Source organism: Mesorhizobium sp. M0571, from assembly GCF_040320985.1.
Taxonomy (GTDB): Bacteria; Pseudomonadota; Alphaproteobacteria; order Rhizobiales; family Rhizobiaceae; genus Mesorhizobium.
Genome location: NZ_JAMYQT010000005.1, coordinates 180,722 through 199,795, shown reverse-complemented (window position 1 = coordinate 199,795; position 19,074 = coordinate 180,722). Strand labels below are relative to the sequence as shown.

Here is a 19,074-nt window from a genome sequence, read left to right as displayed (position 1 = left end):
CCGGGATTTCAGGCGCAGACGCGGTTGCGGCCCTGCCTCTTTGCCTCGTAAAGCTGGCGATCGGCGCGACGATAGAACTCCTCGGCGGTCTCCTTGCGGTCCCAGACGGCAAGTCCGACGCTGGTGGTGATTTTCAGTCGGACATTGCCGGTCAGCACCGACATGTTGGCGATCGCCTTGCGGATGCGCTCGGCGAATTTGGACAGCAGCTCGGCGTCCATATTGGGCGTGACCACCGCGAACTCCTCGCCGCCCAGGCGCGCCACGACATCGTGATAGCGTGTCATGTCCTTGAGACAATTGGCGACGGCCCGCAACACCTCGTCGCCGACATCGTGGCCGTGGCTGTCGTTGACCTGTTTGAAATGGTCGAGGTCGAGGATCATCAGCCCGACTGGCTTCTCGATGCGGCGGAACTCTTCGAGATATTCCTTCAGCGCATCGTCGAAATAGCGCCGGTTCTGCATGCCGGTGAGGCTGTCGGTCAGCGCCGCATGCTCCAGCGTCTCCGAGCGCGCGCTGAGCGAAACCGTCATGGCGCGCAGCTTGCCCTCCTCCGTCGCCTGCTTTCGGATCAGCGGATAGATGAAGAAAATGCCGAAGAACAGCGCAGTCGCCAGCAGCACGCCGGTCGCAAACAGCAGCTTGTTGAGATAGACGATCTCATCGAGTTTGGAAGGCGTATTGCTAACGTCGGCCGCCAAGGCTTGCAGGAGCCCATAGGCGTGAAGCGTCACCAGGCCGGCGGCCAGGATCACGAAAATAAAGACGAAAAACGCTGACTCCGCCTTGTGGAAACGCATCTGCTCCCCGTTGGAAAGTTCCCACCGACCTTATGGCATGCGGGACCTTACGGACAGTTAACCTGGACAACTTCAACGCGAAGTGCCCTTTCGATGTCGACTTTTCAGGTTGCGCTCGAAGGAGGGGGTGAGATCGTCGAGTCGATCCCCTCACCAGGACGCAAACTCTGCCATTCCGGGCCCAATTGGTGCCTGAACCAGGTTGCCTGCCGCTTTGCATATTGCCGCGTCGCGATCTTCGCGCGCTCGATGGCCTCGGGAAAACTCGTGGCGCCGGCCAGCGCGGCCTGGAGCTCGCGAACACCGATCGCCTTCATCGCTGGCAGGTCGGGATCGAGGCCGAGGGCAGAAAGCTGTTTCACCTCGTCAAGGGCGCCCTTGTCCAGCATGCGGTCGAACCGGGCATCGATCCGCTCCACCAGCGCCGCCCGCTCCGGCTCGATGACGAAGAAGCGCGCGCTGCTCCTGTCGATCAACGGCCGGCCACGCGCAGCCTGCCAGTCCAGGATGGAACGGCCCGATGCGTCGAGCACCTCCAGCGCCCGCACGATGCGCTGGCTGTCGGTCGGCTTCAGCATCATGCCGGCCGCCGAATCCTCGCGCAGCAGGATGCGATGCAATCTCACCGCGCCCTGTTCCTGGAGCTCATAGCGCCAGCGCTCGCGGATCGATTTCGGAATGTCGGGCATCTCCGAGATACCTTCCGCGAGCGCCCGGAAATAAAGCCCGGTACCGCCGACGAAAATCGCCGGTCCTTCGGAGAACGTGCCACCCAGCCGCCCCGAAAGCGTGCCGTCGTCGATCAGCTTCATGACGTCGCGCAGCCAGGCGCCGGTGGAATAGGCGGTGGACGGATCGACGTGTCCATAGAGAAAGTGGGGGACGCGTGCGAGTTCGGCAGGACCCGGCCGCGCCGTCAGCACGTCGAGCACCGAATAGCCTTGCATGGAATCGGCGTTGACAATGACACCGCCATTGCGCTCGGCGAGGTCGAGTGCGAGTGCCGACTTGCCGCTGGCGGTCGGCCCGGCTATCAGGATCGCGTTCTTCACGCGGCCTTCGCCCGCCTGCCCGCTGGAATTTTCGATGCCGCTGATCGCCACGCTTGTATCCCATCCCGCCGGCCGCGCATTGTCGCCGGCGCTAGCGAATATGGCGTCGGGGTCTGTCGGCGCAAGCGCTGTTCGCTGGTTGGCCGAAGGCGTCGCCTGCGAGTTCGTTTTGCCGGAGACCGCCGAAGCCTCCGAAATGACCGCCGGCCTGCGTGCCGCGCTCGCTTCCGAACCGATCGACGTGGTCGTCCAGCCGGCTGAAAACAGGCGCAAGAAGATCCTCATCGCCGACATGGATTCGACGATGATCGACCAGGAATGCATCGACGAGCTAGCCGACGAGATCGGCGTCAAGGATCGCGTCGCGGCGATCACGGCGCGATCGATGAACGGCGAGATCGCTTTCGAGCCGGCCTTGCGCGAGCGCGTGGCGCTGCTGAAAGGTCTCGATGCCGCAATTATCGACCGCATCATCGACAATCGCCTGACACTGGCCTCCGGCGGCCGCACGCTTGTCCAGACGATGGCGGCGAACGGTGCCTGGACGGCGCTGATCTCCGGTGGTTTCGACATCTTCACCACGCGCATCGCAGCACTGCTCGGCTTTCACGAAAATCGCGCCAACAGCCTTGTCGAGCAGGATCGCCGCTTCACCGGCTTGGTCGCCGAGCCCATCCTCGGCCGCGCCGCCAAGGCCGAAGCCCTTATCGAGATTTCCGCCCGCCTCGGCCTGACGCCTGCCGACGCCATTGCCGTCGGTGACGGCGCCAACGATCTCGACATGATCCGCCTTGCCGGCATCGGCGTCGCCTTGCACGCCAAGCCGGCAGTGGCGGCCGAGGCAAAGGTCCGCATCGACCATGGCGACCTTACCGCATTGCTCTATCTGCAGGGTTATCGCCGGGAAGAATTTGTCGAATGACGCCGATCCGCACCGAACGCTTGATCCTACGCAATTGGGAAGATCGCGACCGCGAGCTCTTCCATCGCATCAATTCCGAAGAGCGCGTCATGGAGTTCTTTCCGTTCCGCCGCGACCGCGCCCAGGCAGACGCCAAGATGGAGGAATTGCGCGCGGCTATCAACCGTGACGGCTTCGGCTTCGCAGCCGCCGAGATCGCCGCTACCGGCGAATGCATCGGCTTCGTCGGAATAACCGGGACCGGTCATTTGCCGTTCCTGCCTGCCGGCACGATCGAGATCGGCTGGCGCCTGGCGCCCGAATTCTGGGGCAAAGCCTATGTCACTGAAGCAGCCGAAGCCTGGCTCGCCCATGGCTTCGAAACGCTCGGCCTCGAGGAAATCGTGTCTTTCGCGGTCGAGAGCAACCGCAGGTCCATCGCCGTGATGGAGCGTATTGGCATGACCGCCGACCCGGCCTCCGATTTCGACCATCCCGGCATTCCGGCCAGCCACGCCACACTCAGGCGACATGTCTTCTACAGGCTCTCACACACAGGCTGGCAGGCAAGAAAAAAGGCGGCCCGCTAGCCGCCCTTCTCCATTAAAATCAGAGTGCTGCAGTTCCTACCGGACTCAATCCATCCGGATTGTCACAAACCGCAGCTCGCCGGACTTCGACGCCAGCATCAAAAGCGCGTTCTTGCGCCCCTGCTCCTTCAGCGCGCCGATCCGGTCCATGACGTCCTTGGGCGTGCCGACCGATTCCTGCGCGATCTCGGTGATCACCTCGCCGGGCTGGATGCCGCGTTCGGCCGCCGCCGAATCCTTGGCGACGTCGGTTACGACGACGCCGGAGACGTCGGCCGCGATGCCGAATTTCGTGCGCGTCTCGTCGTTGAGCTCGCCGATCGTCATGCCGAGCACGGAAGCCGTCGAAACGGCAGGCGCCTTGTCAGTATCATCCTGATCGGTGTTGCCGTTTTCACCGCCGCTTGCAAGCTTTTCGCCGTCCTCGAGGCGGCCGAGCGTCACCTTCACGGTCTGCTCGACCCCCTTGCGCACGATGATCACGTCGACCGCTTTGCCGACCGGGCTTTCCGCTACGACCCGCGGTAGGTCGCGCATTTCATGGATATCCTTGCCGTCGAACTTGATGATGACGTCGCCGGCCTGGATGGTGCCGTTGTCGACCGGCCCGCCCTTGATGACGCCGGCGACCAGCGCGCCCTTGGCGGTCGCCATGCCCAGGCTTTCGGCGATGTCGTCGGTCACCGGCTGGATGCGCACGCCGAGCCAGCCGCGCCGCGTCTCGCCAAACTGGCGAAGCTGGTCGACGACCCCCGAGGCAAGCTGCGAAGGGATGGAGAAGCCGATGCCGATCGAGCCGCCCGACGGCGAGATGATTGCCGTGTTGATGCCGATGACCTCGCCGCTGCTGTTGAACAGCGGTCCGCCGGAATTGCCTCGGTTGATCGCGGCATCGGTCTGGATGAAGTCGTCATAGGGGCCGGAATTGATGTCGCGATTGCGCGCCGAGACGATGCCGACCGTCACCGTGCCGCCGAGGCCGAACGGATTGCCGATCGCCATCACCCAGTCGCCGACGCGCATCGTGTTGGAATCGCCGAATTTCACCGCCGTCAGCTTGTGTCCCTTCGGATCGACCTTCAGCACCGCGACATCGGTCTTGGTGTCGGTGCCGACCAGCGTCGCCTTGAGCGTCACGCCGTCGGAGAAATTCACCTCGATATCGTCGGCATCGGCGATGACGTGGTTGTTGGTCACCACGATGCCCTGCTCGGCGTCGACCACGAAGCCGGAGCCCAGCGACTGCACCTTTTGCGCGCCGCCGCCCTTGTCGCCGCCACGGTTCTTGAAGAAATCGTCGAAGAAGTCCTGGAAGGGCGAGCCTTCTGGAAGCTGCGGCATTGGCACCGCGCCCGGACCCTCCGTGCCCTTCACCGTCTGCGAAGTCGAGATGTTGACCACTGCGCCGAGCAGGCCGGCGGCGAGATCGGCAACCGAGGGCGGCCCGTCGGCTGCCACCGTCGGCGTCACGAACGACGGAACGGCAACGGCGCCGACCAGAAGCGCTGCGGCCCCGGCGATGAACGTCCGCCTCGCTGCACGCAGAAGGGTGGTGGATGTCATCGAAAAGGCCTCCGGGTGTTCTGAAAAAAAGCGCTTCGGCAAAATGCCGCGTCGCGTCATGTTGGCAAGAAATACGGCACGTTTGCGGCTATGGCTACCGCCAGAGGATAAATCCTCCGTTACGCCGGCTATCCCTGCACCGGCCCTACTGGCCGGTGCTTGGCTGCGCCGCCGGTGCGGGAGCGGCAGGTGCTGACGGTGGTACCGCCGGTGCCGCAGGCGTTTCCTTGCTGTTCGGGTCGCGGAAGAAGCGGAAGAACTCGGAATTCGGCGACAGCACCATCGTCGTTCCGGCGCTGTTCAGCGCCGTGCCATAGGCATTCATCGACCGATAGAAATCGAAGAAGGCCGGATCGCGCTGATAGGCCCCGGCAAACGTCGCGCTGCGCTGGGCTTCACCTTCACCACGCAGGATTTCAGACTCTTTCTGCGCTTCGGCGACGATCTCCACCACTTCGCGGTCGGCGCGAGCCTTGATGCGCTGCGCCGCCTCATTGCCTCGCGCCCTCAGCCGCTCGGCTTCCGCGAGACGTTCGGCCTTCATGCGGTCGAAAGTCTGTTGCGAGACCTCGGCTGTCAGATCGGTGCGGCGGATGCGGACATCCTCGATCTGCAGGCCAAGCGAGGTGGCATCGGGCCTCAGCTGATCGCGCACCTCGCGCATCATCACGGCGCGCTCTTCCGAGAGCGCCGCCTCGAAGTCGCGCAGGCCGTAGACGCGGCGCAAGGCGGCGTCGAGACGCGTCCTCAGCCGGGCCTCGGCCAGTTCGATCTGGCCGGAGACCGCGGCGCGGAACACACGCGGATCCGAAATACGATAGGCGATGAAGGCGTCGACCTCATAGAACTTGCCGCCCGAAACCTGGACGCGGATGTTGTCGAGGTCAAAGCGCAGCACCCTGTTTTCGATCAGCTGCACGGTGTCGGCATCGAAGAAGGAGAATGGCGCCTTGAAATAGATGCCGGGCTGGGTCTTGACGTCGACGATCTCGCCGAACCTGAGCACCAGCGCCTGCTGGCGCGCATTGACGACGAACACCGACGAATAGAGCAGGAACAGGATGACCGCGGCTATGACCGCAATGACGGGAAGACGGTTGGCCATCACTGGTTTCCTCCGGTGGCCGGTGCCGGCGCCTTCTGCTGCAATGCGGGCAGCGGCAGATAGGGAACGACCCCTTGCCCATTGCCTTGCTCGACGATGACCTTGCTCGAATCCTTCAGCACCCTCTCCATCGTTTCCAGATAAAGTCGCTTGCGCGTCACCTCCGGCGCCTTGGCATATTCGTCATAGACCGAGATGAAGCGCTGCGCCTCGCCTTCGGCCTCCTGCACGACCCTGTTCTTGTAGGCGGCCGCGTCCTCGCGGATCTGGGCGGCCGCACCGCGCGCCTGGCCGAGCTTCTGGTTGGAATACTGATTGGCCTGCTCGACGAACTTGTCCTCGTCCTGCTCGGCTCGCTGCACCTCGTCGAAGGCATCTGCAACTTCGCGCGGCGGCGCAGCGTCCTCGATCGAAATGGCGTTGACGTTGAGGCCGGCCTTGTAGCCGTCCAGCGTCGTCTGGATGATCTCACGCACCGACGCCGCAATGCCTTGCCGGTCGTCGCGGAAAATGTCCTGCGCCGGGCGCCGGCCGACCGCTTCGCGCATCGCGCTTTCGGCCACCTGCCGCAGCATGCCGGCCGGATCGGACACGTCGAACAGATAGGCCCTCGGATCGGAAACTTGGTAGGCCACGGAGAATTGCACGTTGACGATGTTCTGGTCGCCGGAAAGCATCAGGCCGTTGCCGCTGGTATTGCCGCCGCCGATATCGACGAGCTGCTCGGCGATGTTGGCGGTCTCTACCGTTTCGATGGGCCACCAATGGAAATGCAGGCCGGGCTGCGAGAGCTCCGCCTTCGGCTTGCCGAACCTGAGCTCCACCGCAACTTCGTCGGGCTGCACGGTGTAGACCGCCTTGAACGCCCACAGCACGACCAGCGCCGCCGCAATCAGCCCGAACACGGCCGGGCTCGCACCTCCGCCGCCCGGCAGCGCACGCCGCAACCTGTCCTGGCCGCGCCGGATGATATCCTCGAGATCGGGAGGCGAACCCTGCGGGCCGCTGGGTCCCTTGGGTCCCTGACCCCAAGGTCCCTGGTTGTTGCCGCCGCCCCACGGGCCGCCGCCGCCGCTCTTGTCGTTCCAGGGCATGAATGTCCTTTCGCTTGGAATTCCCTCAAGCGCCGCTTCAGCGGCGCAAAATCCAATATTATTCTTCTATAGGTATGCGACGGCACGCTTTCAACGCGATCGGCTGCCGGCACTGTCCGTCTAGGGCTCATTTAGACCCGTCGCGACCCTTTGTCGTCTTCAATGCACGTCGCGGCGCCGCTCGTAAACCGAATAGCGTGTCGGATGGCTGTCCTTTTCACCAGCCTCCACCTCTTGCGAGCGGACCACCCGCCATAGCGCCGGGTCGATCGGCGGGAAATGGGCGTCGCCGTCGACCGGTGCCAGCACATGCGTGACGTGCAGCCGATCGGCCAGCGGCAGCGCCTGAGCGTATATCTCGCCGCCGCCGATGACGCAGATCTCGTCGGCACCGGCCATGCAGCGCCCGCGCACATTCGCCAGCCTGATCGCGTCTTCGAGCGAGTGCGCGACTTCGACACCCTCGGCCCGCCATGCCTTGTCCCGCGTCACCACGATGTTGAGCCTGCCCGGCAATGGCCGGCCGATGCCTTCATAGGTCTTGCGGCCCATGATGATGGGCTTGCCCATCGTATCGGCCTTGAACCGCTTGAGATCGGTGGAAAGCCGCCACGGCAACCCGCCATCGCGTCCGATCACGCCATTCTCGGCGATGGCGACATAGATCGCGAGGTCCATCAGCCGCCGTTCCCGCCATCGGATGGCTCCAGCAGCAATATGTCAATGTCGTGCTCGGGGTGGAAGTTCTGCGCCTTCATCTCGAACGTCGTCGGCCCGACCTTCCTGACGTTTTCGCCGCAAAACGAGACCAGGTTCTTCGGATCGCCCTTGTCGACGGTCAGCTTGAACGTGCCGATGTTTCCCGACGCCCAGTTGCCGCCCGTGGTCAGGATATAGGCGATGCGGTTCTCGAAATATTTGGGGTAGCCGTCGGGATCGTCCTTGGCTGCCTTGCGCACGGCGTTCTCGAACGTGCCATCCATGCAGTAGCGGGTCTTGTAGGCGGCATACTGACCCTGGAACTGGCCGTCATAGAAGAAGCTGACCGACGAGGTGCCGCCGACACTCGGCTTGTAACGATGCGAGACATGCACCGCCTTGTTGGCCGGAAAGGTCGAGCGCCACCAATAGGTCGAGCGCAATTGCCAGAACGGCGTATAGACGGTCTTCATGCCCGAACCGTCATCGGCAGTGTCCTCGATGATGATGCCGCGGTTGACCCAGTCGTCGGCGACCGCCTGCGGCAGCTTTTCCAGTGCCGCCTTGGCTGCATCGCCGAATGGATAGAACGGCACCCCCTGCGCCTTCAGATCGGCGCCGACGTCGATGCCGAGCGCGAACACCTTCTGCTCGAGCTGCGGCTTTGCCGGCACCCCGTCGATCGTCACTTCGAAGCCGAGGAAATTGTCGCTCTGCGCCTCGGGAATCGCCGGCATCTCTTCGGGATCGCCCTCGATGTCGGGCATCGGAAACGCGACGATCGCATCGACATCCTTGTCGGTGTTGTTGCGGAAAACGTAGTCGACCGTCACTTTTTCCGGCGCGATGTAGAGATCCTCGCTTTCCATCGCCACCGCATCGCTGCGCGACAGTATCAGCCCACCGGTGCCGAGTTCGGCGACCGAATCATTGGCGAGTGCGGGCGTAGCCGAGAGCGCCAGCGCTGCGGTCAGGACGTAACGGAACATGGAAACTCCCCCGGCGAGAATGCCAACGTGACTCTAGCTGTTCAATGTGGCGTTTCAAAGCCTTTCAGCACATATGCCGGCGCTGCCGGCATGCCGTGTCGGCCTAGAGCATTTTGCAGCCAAGTGGAACACTTGGCGTCGCAGAAATGCGGCCAAAACAAATAGATAGAGCGGGATGCACGGTTCAATTTGAATGCGTCCCGCTCTAGACACGCCGATCCCGATCGGGCAGGAGTTCGCCCATGCGCAAGCTTCTCGTTATCGGCATCGGCGCCGGCAATCCCGATCATATGACCGTGCAGGCCATAAACGGCCTCAACCGGGCCGACGTGCTGTTCATTCCCGACAAGGGCGCGAAGAAGAACGATCTCGCCGAATTGCGCCGCCAGATCTGCGACCGCTTCGTCACCAATCCGAACTCGCGCCGCGTCGAATTCGACGTGCCGGTGCGCGCCGAGCCGGCGCCGTCCTATCGCTCGACCGTCGACGAATGGCACGAGGCGATCGCCGCGATCTATGAAGGCCTGATCCGCGGCGAACTTTCCGAAGACGGCTGCGGCGCCTTCCTGATCTGGGGCGATCCTTCGCTGTACGACAGCGCGCTGCGCATCCTGGAGCGCGTGCGCCTCAGAGGCAATGTCGGGTTCGAACTGGACGTCATCCCCGGCATCACCGCCATCCAGGCACTCGCCGCCAGCCACAAAATCGCACTGAACCGCATCGGCGACGCTATTTTGATCACCACCGGCCGCCGGCTCGCCGAGGAAGGTTTGCCCGAAAACGCCGGCAGCATCATCGTCATGCTGGACGGCAAATGCGCCTTCAACACGCTGGACGACAAGGATGTTAGCGTCCACTGGGGCGCCTACCTCGGCACGCCCGACGAGATCGTTGTCTCGGGCCGGATTGGCGACGTCGGCGACGAGATCGCGAGGACCCGTGAGGAGGCCCGCCGAAAAAAAGGCTGGATCATGGACACTTATCTGCTGCGCAAGCCCGGCGAACCCGACGAGCAATAGCGGATTACGCGCGGTAGGCACAAATTCCCCGGCCTTTACGCAGCATCGATTTCTGCCTGCAGCGCCTCCATATGCGCTGCCGCAGCTGAAGACGCAGCCCGCTCGATGGCGCGGAACCGGCTGACCACCGCAAGCCCGACGGAGGTCAACTGAGCGCCGCCACCCTTTTTCCCACCGGTCTGTGCCGCGACCAGCGGTTTGCCGAACACCCGGTTCATGTCCTCGACGAGATCCCAGGCGTGCTTGTAAGACATCTCCATGCCGCGCGCCGCGGCCGAGATCGAGCCGAAGGCGGCGATCTGTTCCAGAAGCTCGATCTTGCCCGGCCCGATGCGGCCATCCGGATCGAGATTTATGCGCAAGCTCAGCGACGGCATTTTGCTCCTCCGCGGTCACGCCATTCTACAAGTTCTCCAGCGATACCGCTATTCCAAAACGATATAGCGACAATCATCCGCCGTTCACCCATCCGCCTCGGCCGGCAGGCCGGCGCCGGTGTTCGCCCGGTCGAAGCTCACCGTCTTGACCACCGCGAAGACCTTTCGACCGAGCCGAAGCCCTAGCGTCTGCCGCGACTGTTCGGTGATGCGGGCAAGCACGGTTGCGCCATTGCAGTCGATGCCGACCTCGACCGTAGGCCCCTCGCCCGGCTCTATCGCCACGATCGCGCCCGGCAATATGTTGAGCGCGCTGAGGCCAACCGGCTGCTCGGTGGCGATCATCACGTCGCGGGCACGAATGCGAACGCGCACCGGCGCACCGACCGGCGCTGCTAGAAGCGGCACACGGATCTCGCCCGCCAATGAGCCTAGCACTGTCATGCCAAAGACTTCGTCGTGGCGCAGAACCGCAGTATCCAGCATGGCACCGCCCTCGCTGCGCTCTTCGGCCGGCAATAGATCGAGACGCTGCATGATCGCGCCGGTCGGACCGGAAGCAGCGACCTTGCCTTGCATCAGTACCACGACGTCGCTCGCCAGCCGCGCCACTTCGGCTATCGAGTGGCTGACATAGACGATCGGGATTTTCGTCTCGTCGCGCAGCCGCTCGATGTAAGGCAAGATCTCGGCCTTGCGCGCCTCGTCGAGCGACGCCAACGGCTCGTCCATCAGCAGCAATTTCGGGCTGGCAAGCAGCGCCCGGCCGATTGCCACGCGCTGCTTCTCGCCACCGGAGAGTTTTGCCGGGCGCCGGTCAAGCAAATGACCGATGCCGAGCAGTTCGACCACGCCATCGATATCCGCGTAGCGCTCAGCCGCCGGCGTGAACCAGCGGCCGTAGCGCAGATTGCTCGCCACGCTCATATGCGGAAACAGCCGCGCATCCTGGAACACCATGCCGATCCGCCGCTTGTGCTTCGGCACGAACAGGCCGGCACCGCTATCGACCAGCACACGGCTCTCAACCGCGATGCGGCCTCTGTCGGGGCGGATCAGTCCGGCAATCAAATTGATCAGCGTCGTCTTTCCGGAGCCGGATGGCCCAAACAGCGCGGTCAGCCGCCCGGCGCTCTCGAAGCGGGCATTGACGGCGAAATCGCCAAGCCGGTGGCTGATGTCGACCTGAATCGTCATTCAATGTCCATCCGCCGGCCGATGCGCCGCGCCAGCACTTCCGAGGCCACAAGTGCCGCCATCGAGATGACGATCGAGATCAGCGTCAGCCTGAGCGCGCCGGCGTCGCCGCCGGGAACCTGCGTGAAAGTGTAGATCGCCGATGGCAGCGTCTGCGTCTCGTTCGGGATGTTGGAGACGAAGGTGATCGTCGCGCCGAATTCGCCCATCGCCTTGGCGAAGGAGAGGATCGCACCGGCGATCAGGCCGGGCAGGATCAGCGGCATCGTGATCGTGCCGAATACCCATAGCGGATTGGCGCCGAGCGTGCCGGCGGCCGTCTCGATTTTACGATCGACCGCCTCGATCGACAGCCGGATCGCCCGCACCATCAGCGGAAAACCCATCACGCCGCAGGCGAGCGCGGCGCCTGTCCAGCGAAAGGAAAAAACGATGCCGAAATGCTCGGCCAGAAAAGCCCCGGCGGGACCGCGCTTGCCGAAAGTCAGAAGCAGCAAGTAGCCTGTCACCACCGGCGGCAGGATCAGCGGCAGATGCACCAGCCCGTTGAGCAGCGTCTTGCCCCAGAATTGGCCGCGGGCGAGCACAAGGGCGATCAGAATGCCCGGCGGCAGGCTGGCAATCATCGCCACGGTCGCCACCTTGATTGACAGCCGGACCGCATTCCATTCGTCGGGAGCGAGATCCAGCAGCCAGCTCATGCTCAGGGCGGTTCGTCAGTTGCTCGGCGCGAGGATTGTAAAACCTTGCGCCTTGAAGAGTTCGCCAGCCTTGGCGGATTGCAGGCATTTCAGGAATGCCGGGGTATCCTTGCCCTTCGAATCCGCAAGCTGGGCAACCGGATAGATGATCGGCGGATGGGAATCCGCAGGGAAAGTGCCGATCACTCTCACGCCGGGCTCCGCATGCGCGTCCGTGGCATAGACGATGCCGAGTGCAGCCTCGCCGGTCGACACCAGTTTTAGGGCGGCGCGCACATTCTCGGCCTGCGCCACCTTGCCTTCGACGGAAGACCAGACACCGAGCGATTCGAGCGCCGCCTTGCCGTATTTGCCTGCCGGCACCGCCTTGAAATCGCCCATGGCAAGTTTGCCGTCGCCGACGAGCCCGGCAAGATCGAAACCCTTTTCGATCCTGGTTTCAACCTTGGAATCCTGCGGCGCAATCAGCACGATCTGGTTGCCAAGCAATTTCACCTCCGTGCCGGGCTTGGTCAGTTTCTTGTCGGAGAGATACCTCATCCAATCGAGGTCGGCTGAGATGAACACCTCTGCCGGCGCGCCGCCCTCGATCTGCTTGGCCAGCGCCGAGCTCGCCGCGTAGGAAATGGTTGCAGCCTCGCCGACGTCGGCCTCGCAGGCCCTGTTGACGGCGTCGAGCCCGTCCTTGAGGCTCGCCGCGGCAAACACGACCACCTGGTCTTCGGCACGGGCCGCCGGCACCGCGGCCATCAGCATCGCCACAAAACCCGCGATAGCAATCGTCGTCGAACCTTTGCGCGCCAGCATGAAACTCTCCTCGTCTTGGACCGACCCGAAGCCCGTCCATCGATATATCCATGTGAACATAACAAGGAAAGGCCCTTTACCGGGCGACGGCATTCTGAGCCGAGGTTTTCTTGGCCTGCGATAACCTTCGTTGCATACAGCGGTATCCAGGCCGAAGGAGACATCGCACGAAGTCAGTGCCCGCCGCAAAAGGCAAACACGCCTATGCCGCGGACCAGGCATTGGGCGTTATGGTCGACGTCGGTCGATCAAGATGGATGCGGACAACGCCGAGGGCCTAGCGGCAGTAGGCAATTTCGATATGCAGTTAGGTATGGCCGCCTAGACCGCGATCGGCGCCTTGATCGTCGCGTCGGCGAAATAGTTCTCGAGCCGGAAATCCTCGAAGCGGAAGGCAAAGAGATCCTTCACCTCGGGATTGATCCATAGCGTCGGCAACGCCTTCGGCGTGCGCCGCAATTGTTCGCGCGCCTGCTCGAAATGGTTCGAATAAAGGTGTGCATCGCCGAGCGTGTGGATGAAATCGCCGGGTTTCAATCCGGTCACCTGCGCCACCATCAGCGTCAGCAACGCATAGGAAGCGATGTTGAACGGCACGCCGAGAAAGATGTCGGCGGAGCGCTGGTAGAGCTGGCAGGAAAGCTTGCCTTCCGAAACATAGAACTGGAACAGGCAGTGGCAGGGCGGTAACGCCATGGCCTCCACCTCGGCCGGGTTCCACGCCGAAACAATCAGCCGCCGCGAATTAGGATTTTTGCGTATCTCCTTCAGAAGATTCGCAATCTGGTCGATGGCGCCGCCATGGCCGTCCGGCCACGACCGCCACTGCTTGCCATAGACCGGGCCGAGATCGCCATTCTCGTCGGCCCACTCATCCCAGATCGAGACGCCGTGATCGTTGAGATATTTGATGTTGGTGTCGCCCGCCAGGAACCACAAAAGCTCATGGATGATCGACTTCAGGTGCAGCTTCTTGGTGGTGGTGATCGGAAAACCGCGGGCCAGATCGAAGCGCATCTGGTAGCCGAATACCGAGCGCGTTCCGGTGCCGGTACGGTCGCCGCGATCAGCGCCGTTTTCCAGCACATGTTCAAGAAGGTCGAGATACTGGCGCATCGGCTCTGGCTCGATTCGGGTTCTCAGCCATCATAGCCGAATGACCGTCGGCCGAACACAGCAAAGCGAGATGATTCCACCGGAAAACCCACCGGCATCAGCGGCGAGTTCTTCAGAGCGAGCCGAGCATGCCCAGATCTTTGGCGACGAGGTAATAGAACGTCACCCGGCTCTTGCTGTTGTCGGCCGCCATCGCCTTGCAGGTCTTTTCGATAGCCGCATCCGCCTTGGCGCCATCGGTGACGCCGAGCTTGCCGGTGACCCAGCTATTCCTGACGCGCTTCAGTTCCTCCGGGTCGGTGCAGGACACCAGCGAGGAATCGCGGTTCCTGAGCGCGATGCCCAAATGCTTGACGATCTTGGCGACCGCGTCGGCGTCCGCCGCTGCATCGTATTTCTTTACGTCTGCGAGATAGTCGGCCATCGAATTTCCCCTCGTCGGCGCCACGGGATCCGGTCGATGAGGATTGTGGCGCGCTGCCGCAAGTATGCGCTGGGTCTCCTCACCGCACAAAGCTTCGGTTGAGACCGACTGCAAGTCAACCCTTCATGGTCCACTTTGACACAGATGAAAGTGGCATTCCGGCCTTTCATTTTCCACCGCCAGTCCCTATATTCGCCTCGTCGGCTCGACCGACTATGGCGATAAACAGGCGATGAAATAAGCCGTTCGGACCCGGGGGCGGTACCCGGCGCCTCCACCAAAAACCGCTGCTCAAGAGCGGCTTTTGCTGGGGGCGAAATAGGATCGACGAAGGTGTAAAGATCGTACTTTTGCCCGGCATTGTACCACCGTTATCGGGCTGAACTTATAGTTGCCAACGACAACTATGCGGAAGCACGTCTCGCCGCGTAAGCGGTGCGATAGCTTCAATTCAAGCCCTAGTGGTTCGCACTTCTAGGCGGGGTTCGGAGGTACCTGGCAACAGAAACCTCCATTTCTCCCCTTCATCACACTTATCTCCCCCTATCTTTCGCCGCGGCCTGAACCGCATCCGGCGTTGATTCTTTCGCAACTGCGCCGGGCGGCATCGAGCGGCAGCAACGCGGAGAACGCTTGAACGGCATTCTGCTCTGAGCACCGCTTCATCCTGCCGCAATGGCTTCCATCATCGGAAGCTCCGATGGCAGCATTCGTATCTTCCCGTTTCCCTTCTCCCATGCCTTTGCGGGAAAAGGCTTCAGTTTCTCGCCGCGTGTGGTCACGCCCCGGCAGCTACCTGATGGAGACAAGATGAACCAGGAAACCACACCAACACCCGAACGCATCCTTATCGTCGGCGGCAGTTCCGGCATGGGGCTGTCGCTCGCCGAACAGCGGCTTGCCGCCGGCGCCGAGGTTACGATCGTCGGCCGTTCCGAGGACCGGTTGTCGGCCGCACGGCAGCGCTTGCCTCACCCGGAAAGGCTGAGGACGATCGCAGCCGACGTCACAAGCGAGGACGAGGTCCAGCGCCTGTTCCAGGACGTCGGTACGCTCGACCACATCGTCTCGACCGCCGCCGACATCACCGGCGTCTATGTGTTGCTTCCCGATATGGACATCTCGGTGGCGCGGAAGGTGATGGATTCCAAAATTGTCGGGCCGCTTCTTCTTGCCAAACATGGCGCGCCTCGTCTGACGCCCAGGGGATCGATCACGCTGACCTCAGGCATTGCCGCCTATCGTCCAGCCGCGAAAGGTTCGGTGGTGGCGGCTGTCAATGGGGCACTTGGCTCACTCGCCTATGCGCTTGCGGTCGAACTGGCGCCGATCCGCGTCAACGTCGTTTCGCCGGGCTGGGTCGACACCCCGATTTGGGATGCCGTCGCCGGCAGCGGAAAGACGGCCGCGCTGGACGCCATGGCAAAGCGTCTGCTCGTCGGCCGGATCGGCCAGGCAGCCGACATCGCCCAAGCCATCACGTCCCTGATGCATAACGGCTTCATCACCGGAACGGTGCTTCATGTCGATGGTGGCCAGCGACTGGTCTAGCGATGGCCAGATTTCGCGCGCCCGAGTTTCACGCGCCATTGCGAGGAACAGCCGCAGGACAGGCGCTTGAACGCGCCGGTGGCGCCATACCATGGTGACCGGCGTCGTCGAGTTGCTTCCGATCCAGGGCAGCACAAGGATCTCGGCATCGGCCGAAGTGGCCACGAGACGCGGGACCAGCGCGCATCCAAGACCGGCTGCAACAAGGCTCCGTATCGCGCCCATGCTGGCGAACTCGCCGACGAGCCTCGGACGGTCGGGCAGCGTTGCTGCGAACGCTTCGTCGAACATCCGCCGATAGACGCAACCGGGCTGGGTGACGAGGAAGGCCTCATCAGCCAGATCCTCGGGCGTTATGGCAGCATATCCGGCCAGTCGGTGATTTGCCGGCGCTATGATGGCGAGCTCTTCTTCCGCCACCTGTTCGCTTCGCAGCTCCGGCACCACCACCGGGACGGGCCCGAAATGGAAAGACACGTCCAGCGCCCCGCTGGTCACGCCGGCACGCAACCCACTGCTATCGTCCGCCCTGAGGTTCAGTTCCACATCGGGATGGCGCCGGTGGAATTCCCCCAGCAAAGCTGGCAAGCGTGTCGAGCAAAGCGTCTCCAGGCCGCCGACAGTCAGGCGACCGGCAACCGTGCCGCCCGCGTCGGCGACAGCGGAACGGGCTTCGTGTGCGAGGTCGAGGAGATCGCTTGCATACTCCAGCAGGCGCTGTCCCGCCGCCGTCAGCTTCAAGCCACGCCGCGACCTGTCGAACAGCGACGTGCCCAGATCGGCTTCCAGCGCTTGGATCTGTTCCGTTACGCTCGATTGGGCAAGATGAACCCGCTCGGAGGCGCGTGTGATATTCAAGGTGGTGGCGACCGCCACGAACGTCTTGAGATGTCGAAGCTGCATGTCCTGAACCCGCCGTGTAAACCGGGATCGCAAACGTGAAAAGGCCGGGAACGTCGCCCGGCCTTTTTATTCTCGATGGTCGACGCTTACTCCGCCGACGCTTCCGCAACGTCCCGGCTACGGCCGAGCGTCACCTTGGCAAGCGTGAAGGAGATCACCGCGCAAAGCGTGATGCCCGCCACCATCGGCAGCGGCGTGCCGTCGAAGAACACGCCGGCGACGCCCATTGCGACCGCGCCGATGGCGAAGTGCAGCGTGCCCATCAGTGCCGAAGCCGTGCCGGCGATCTCGCCATGCTCTTCCATCGCCAGCACCGACGTCGTCGGGATGACCAGGCCGAGAAAGCCGTAGCCGATGAACAGCAGTGCCGCCATCACGTCGAGCCGGTCGACACCCGAGGCCATCACCGCGAACAACACCACCATCGTCGTCGCATAGCCGGTCACCGCGATCCGCACCACGCGCTGCAGCCCGAACCGCTCCGACAGCAACCCGGTCAGCTGCGACATGCCGATGAAGGCAACCGCATTGATCGAGAAGAACACGCTGTAGACCGAAGGCGACAGCCCGTAATGGTCGATCAGGATGAAGGACGAGCTCGACAGATAGACGAAGAAGCTCGCAATGCCGAAGCCGCCGATGGCCGTCAGGCCAAGGAAGTTGCGATCCCCCATCAGGAAACGGTAGCCGGAAAGTGCCGTGCCGAAGGAGGAGCCGGCGCGCTCTTCGACCGGCCGCGTCTCCTTGAGCGAGGTAGCCAGCAGGATCGCGGCGAGCACAGCCGCACCGGTCACCGTCCAGAACACGGCGCGCCAGCCGAAATTCTCGATGATCTGGCTACCGGTCAGCGGCGCCAGGATCGGCGACACCGAAAAAACCAGCATCAACAGCGACATCAGCTTGGCGGCTTCAGTCCCGGTGTGCAGATCGCGCACGATCGCGCGCGGCACGGCCATACCGGCGCTGGCGCCGAGCCCTTGCAGGAAGCGGAAGGCGATCAGCCATTCAATCGAGGGGGCCAGCGCCGAGCCGACGCCGCCGACCATGAACAGCGCCAGGCCGCCATAGAGCGGCAGCTTGCGGCCAACCATGTCGGAGATCGGTCCGACGACGATCTGGCCGAAACCCATGGAAAGAAAGAAGATCAGCAGGCTCATCTGCACCGCGGCGGTGCCGGCATGCAGATCCTCGCCGATCGACGGCAGGGCCGGAAGATACATGTCGATGGCAAACGGGCCGATGGCGGACAATAGGCCGAGCACGACCGCAATGCGGAGGAATTTGGCGTTCATGATGGCAGGCTCTTTCGAATTCTGGTTGCCGCCGCGGACCGGCGTATAACCCTAGGACGTTGCATCCCGTGGGGTTCCGACTCTTCTGCGGAACGAAAACCCCTTCGTGTTTAGTCCACAAATTTAGACAGGCTTGTCTAATTCGTCAACCACCTCTATATAGTTTTGTATGAAGGCCAGCGTTTCTCCTGACATTTTCCCGCCACGCGGCCATGAGGCCAAGCGTATGTCGATTGTCGACGCAGCCGCTTCGGTCTTCTGCCGTGAAAGCTTCGCCGGGGCCAATATCGACATGATTGCCGCCGAGGCCGGCGTTTCCCGCCAGACCATCTACAACCATCATGGCGACAAGGAAAAACTCTTCGTTGCCATCGTTCGCGACCTCACCGAACGTTGCAATGCCGGCATCTTCGCCACGATCTCCACCTTCCCCGATCAGCCGAAGGATCTCGAGGCCGACCTCATCGCCTTTGCCGTCCGGATGAACCACAACTGCATCTGCAACCGCGACGGTAAATTCCTGCGCAAGCTGATCCAGACCGAGGGCGAGCGCTATCCCGAACTTTTCGCCGAATGGCGCGAAGAAGGACCGGGCAGGACATGGCCGGCGATCGCCGCCCGTTTCGCCCGGCTCGCTCATGCCGGTTTCCTTGAGATCGACGATCCCGATGTCGCGGCACGCCAGTTCATGGCTCTTGCCAACGCGGAGCTGCAGACGACCTTCATGCTCGGCAGTACACCAACCGAGGACGAGGTGGTGCAGTCCGCGACAAATGGCGTGCGCACCTTCCTGCGCGCCTTCGGCAAGCGGCAGCCTGTGACCCGAGCAGGCAAACAGACCGCGCTCGCCAGCGCTTGACGATTAAATCGTCGCCAATGGGCTTCGCTTCC

At 62.9% G+C, this 19,074-nt stretch carries 19 protein-coding genes, 1 other RNA gene and 1 pseudogene; 6 read left to right on the top strand and 15 right to left on the bottom strand.

Going from position 1 to position 19,074, the window contains the following annotated elements:
- Positions 1–8: 8 nt before the first annotated feature.
- The gene (locus tag NKI85_RS08960) at positions 9–803 is read right to left on the bottom strand and encodes a GGDEF domain-containing protein (RefSeq protein ID WP_352524389.1); all 795 of its coding nucleotides are present in this window, start codon (positions 801–803) and stop codon (positions 9–11) included.
- Positions 804–907: 104 nt separating this feature from the next.
- A complete protein-coding gene (gene miaA, locus NKI85_RS08955; RefSeq protein ID WP_352776662.1) occupies positions 908–1,900 on the bottom strand; it encodes a tRNA (adenosine(37)-N6)-dimethylallyltransferase MiaA in 993 nt (330 codons plus the stop codon).
- Between miaA and serB the strand changes: the two genes are divergently transcribed.
- Together serB and NKI85_RS08945 are read left to right on the top strand one after the other, a co-directional pair.
- A complete protein-coding gene (gene serB, locus NKI85_RS08950; RefSeq protein ID WP_352524388.1) occupies positions 1,890–2,777 on the top strand; it encodes a phosphoserine phosphatase SerB in 888 nt (295 codons plus the stop codon). The two genes, miaA and serB, sit on opposite strands and share 11 nt — an antisense overlap.
- Positions 2,774–3,346, top strand: a complete 573-nt coding sequence (locus NKI85_RS08945; RefSeq protein WP_352524387.1) for a GNAT family N-acetyltransferase — start codon at positions 2,774–2,776, stop codon at positions 3,344–3,346. The genes serB and NKI85_RS08945 overlap by 4 nt, the downstream gene beginning before the upstream one ends.
- Positions 3,347–3,391: 45 nt before the next feature.
- Here NKI85_RS08945 and NKI85_RS08940 read toward each other — a convergent pair whose 3' ends face one another.
- The 5 genes from NKI85_RS08940 to NKI85_RS08920 form a co-directional block, all read right to left on the bottom strand.
- The gene (locus NKI85_RS08940) at positions 3,392–4,909 is read right to left on the bottom strand and encodes a DegQ family serine endoprotease (RefSeq protein ID WP_352524386.1); all 1,518 of its coding nucleotides are present in this window, start codon (positions 4,907–4,909) and stop codon (positions 3,392–3,394) included.
- Between the two features lie 145 nt (positions 4,910–5,054).
- Positions 5,055–6,014, bottom strand: a complete 960-nt coding sequence (gene hflC, locus NKI85_RS08935; RefSeq protein WP_352524385.1) for a protease modulator HflC — start codon at positions 6,012–6,014, stop codon at positions 5,055–5,057.
- Entirely contained in the window at positions 6,014–7,108 is a 1,095-nt protein-coding gene (gene hflK, locus NKI85_RS08930) for an FtsH protease activity modulator HflK (RefSeq protein WP_352524384.1), read from the bottom strand. Before hflK ends, hflC begins: the two co-directional genes overlap by 1 nt.
- Positions 7,109–7,267: 159 nt before the next feature.
- Positions 7,268–7,786: a dihydrofolate reductase gene (locus tag NKI85_RS08925; RefSeq protein WP_352524383.1), complete on the bottom strand. Its 519-nt coding sequence runs from the start codon at positions 7,784–7,786 to the stop codon at positions 7,268–7,270.
- On the bottom strand, positions 7,786–8,796 hold the full coding sequence (locus NKI85_RS08920; RefSeq protein WP_352776603.1) for a DUF4424 domain-containing protein: 1,011 nt from the start codon (positions 8,794–8,796) through the stop codon (positions 7,786–7,788). Before NKI85_RS08920 ends, NKI85_RS08925 begins: the two co-directional genes overlap by 1 nt.
- Before the next feature lie 242 nt (positions 8,797–9,038).
- Between NKI85_RS08920 and cobF the strand changes: the two genes are divergently transcribed.
- A complete protein-coding gene (cobF, locus tag NKI85_RS08915; protein WP_352776602.1) occupies positions 9,039–9,815 on the top strand; it encodes a precorrin-6A synthase (deacetylating) in 777 nt (258 codons plus the stop codon).
- 35 nt (positions 9,816–9,850) lie between these two features.
- On the opposite strand, the gene NKI85_RS08910 is transcribed toward cobF, so the two are convergent.
- The 6 genes from NKI85_RS08910 to NKI85_RS08885 form a co-directional block, all read right to left on the bottom strand.
- Positions 9,851–10,192 (bottom strand): winged helix-turn-helix domain-containing protein, encoded by a 342-nt coding sequence (locus tag NKI85_RS08910; RefSeq protein WP_023676697.1) that lies wholly within the window; start codon positions 10,190–10,192, stop codon positions 9,851–9,853.
- Positions 10,193–10,276: 84 nt separating this feature from the next.
- Positions 10,277–11,389 carry a molybdenum ABC transporter ATP-binding protein gene (modC, locus tag NKI85_RS08905; protein ID WP_352776601.1) on the bottom strand — a complete coding sequence of 371 codons (1,113 nt, stop codon included), beginning with the start codon at positions 11,387–11,389 and terminating at the stop codon, positions 10,277–10,279.
- Positions 11,386–12,090 (bottom strand): molybdate ABC transporter permease subunit, encoded by a 705-nt coding sequence (gene modB, locus NKI85_RS08900; protein ID WP_352524378.1) that lies wholly within the window; start codon positions 12,088–12,090, stop codon positions 11,386–11,388. The genes modC and modB overlap by 4 nt, the downstream gene beginning before the upstream one ends.
- 15 nt (positions 12,091–12,105) lie before the next feature.
- Complete coding sequence (gene modA, locus NKI85_RS08895) at positions 12,106–12,897, bottom strand: molybdate ABC transporter substrate-binding protein (RefSeq protein WP_352776600.1); 792 nt, start codon at positions 12,895–12,897, stop codon at positions 12,106–12,108.
- Between the two features lie 321 nt (positions 12,898–13,218).
- Positions 13,219–14,013, bottom strand: coding sequence for a thymidylate synthase (locus NKI85_RS08890; protein ID WP_352524375.1), 795 nt, complete (start codon positions 14,011–14,013; stop codon positions 13,219–13,221).
- 112 nt (positions 14,014–14,125) lie between these two features.
- Positions 14,126–14,437 carry a DUF2853 family protein gene (locus NKI85_RS08885; protein WP_352776599.1) on the bottom strand — a complete coding sequence of 104 codons (312 nt, stop codon included), beginning with the start codon at positions 14,435–14,437 and terminating at the stop codon, positions 14,126–14,128.
- A gap of 160 nt (positions 14,438–14,597) precedes the next feature.
- Here NKI85_RS08885 and ssrA point away from each other — a divergent pair.
- Positions 14,598–14,953: a transfer-messenger RNA gene (gene ssrA, locus NKI85_RS08880) on the top strand.
- 294 nt (positions 14,954–15,247) lie between these two features.
- Complete coding sequence (locus NKI85_RS08875; RefSeq protein ID WP_352776598.1) at positions 15,248–15,988, top strand: SDR family oxidoreductase; 741 nt, start codon at positions 15,248–15,250, stop codon at positions 15,986–15,988.
- A gap of 84 nt (positions 15,989–16,072) precedes the next feature.
- On the opposite strand, the pseudogene NKI85_RS08870 reads toward NKI85_RS08875, so the two are convergent.
- Positions 16,073–16,891, bottom strand: a pseudogene (locus tag NKI85_RS08870) (LysR family transcriptional regulator); the annotation flags it as partial.
- A gap of 86 nt (positions 16,892–16,977) precedes the next feature.
- On the bottom strand, positions 16,978–18,183 hold the full coding sequence (locus tag NKI85_RS08865) for a multidrug effflux MFS transporter (protein WP_352524369.1): 1,206 nt from the start codon (positions 18,181–18,183) through the stop codon (positions 16,978–16,980).
- Positions 18,184–18,352: 169 nt separating this feature from the next.
- Between NKI85_RS08865 and NKI85_RS08860 the strand changes: the two genes are divergently transcribed.
- The gene (locus tag NKI85_RS08860; protein ID WP_352524368.1) at positions 18,353–19,042 is read left to right on the top strand and encodes a TetR/AcrR family transcriptional regulator; all 690 of its coding nucleotides are present in this window, start codon (positions 18,353–18,355) and stop codon (positions 19,040–19,042) included.
- The last annotated feature ends 32 nt before the right edge of the window (positions 19,043–19,074 follow it).

Bases quoted from the DNA above. Each gene is read 5' to 3' on its own strand.
- NKI85_RS08960 (WP_352524389.1), bottom strand. From the start codon at position 803: ATGCGTTTCCACAAGGCGGAGTCAGCGTTTTTCGTCTTTATTTTCGTG.
- NKI85_RS08875 (WP_352776598.1), top strand. From the start codon at position 15,248: ATGAACCAGGAAACCACACCAACACCCGAACGCATCCTTATCGTCGGC.
- serB (WP_352524388.1), top strand. From the start codon at position 1,890: ATGCCGCTGATCGCCACGCTTGTATCCCATCCCGCCGGCCGCGCATTG.
- NKI85_RS08885 (WP_352776599.1), bottom strand. From the start codon at position 14,437: ATGGCCGACTATCTCGCAGACGTAAAGAAATACGATGCAGCGGCGGAC.
- NKI85_RS08890 (WP_352524375.1), bottom strand. From the start codon at position 14,013: ATGCGCCAGTATCTCGACCTTCTTGAACATGTGCTGGAAAACGGCGCT.
- modB (WP_352524378.1), bottom strand. From the start codon at position 12,090: ATGAGCTGGCTGCTGGATCTCGCTCCCGACGAATGGAATGCGGTCCGG.
- NKI85_RS08860 (WP_352524368.1), top strand. From the start codon at position 18,353: ATGAAGGCCAGCGTTTCTCCTGACATTTTCCCGCCACGCGGCCATGAG.
- NKI85_RS08920 (WP_352776603.1), bottom strand. From the start codon at position 8,796: ATGTTCCGTTACGTCCTGACCGCAGCGCTGGCGCTCTCGGCTACGCCC.
- modC (WP_352776601.1), bottom strand. From the start codon at position 11,389: ATGACGATTCAGGTCGACATCAGCCACCGGCTTGGCGATTTCGCCGTC.
- NKI85_RS08940 (WP_352524386.1), bottom strand. From the start codon at position 4,909: ATGACATCCACCACCCTTCTGCGTGCAGCGAGGCGGACGTTCATCGCC.
- modA (WP_352776600.1), bottom strand. From the start codon at position 12,897: ATGCTGGCGCGCAAAGGTTCGACGACGATTGCTATCGCGGGTTTTGTG.
- NKI85_RS08865 (WP_352524369.1), bottom strand. From the start codon at position 18,183: ATGAACGCCAAATTCCTCCGCATTGCGGTCGTGCTCGGCCTATTGTCC.
- cobF (WP_352776602.1), top strand. From the start codon at position 9,039: ATGCGCAAGCTTCTCGTTATCGGCATCGGCGCCGGCAATCCCGATCAT.
- NKI85_RS08910 (WP_023676697.1), bottom strand. From the start codon at position 10,192: ATGCCGTCGCTGAGCTTGCGCATAAATCTCGATCCGGATGGCCGCATC.
- NKI85_RS08925 (WP_352524383.1), bottom strand. From the start codon at position 7,786: ATGGACCTCGCGATCTATGTCGCCATCGCCGAGAATGGCGTGATCGGA.
- hflK (WP_352524384.1), bottom strand. From the start codon at position 7,108: ATGCCCTGGAACGACAAGAGCGGCGGCGGCGGCCCGTGGGGCGGCGGC.
- NKI85_RS08945 (WP_352524387.1), top strand. From the start codon at position 2,774: ATGACGCCGATCCGCACCGAACGCTTGATCCTACGCAATTGGGAAGAT.
- hflC (WP_352524385.1), bottom strand. From the start codon at position 6,014: ATGGCCAACCGTCTTCCCGTCATTGCGGTCATAGCCGCGGTCATCCTG.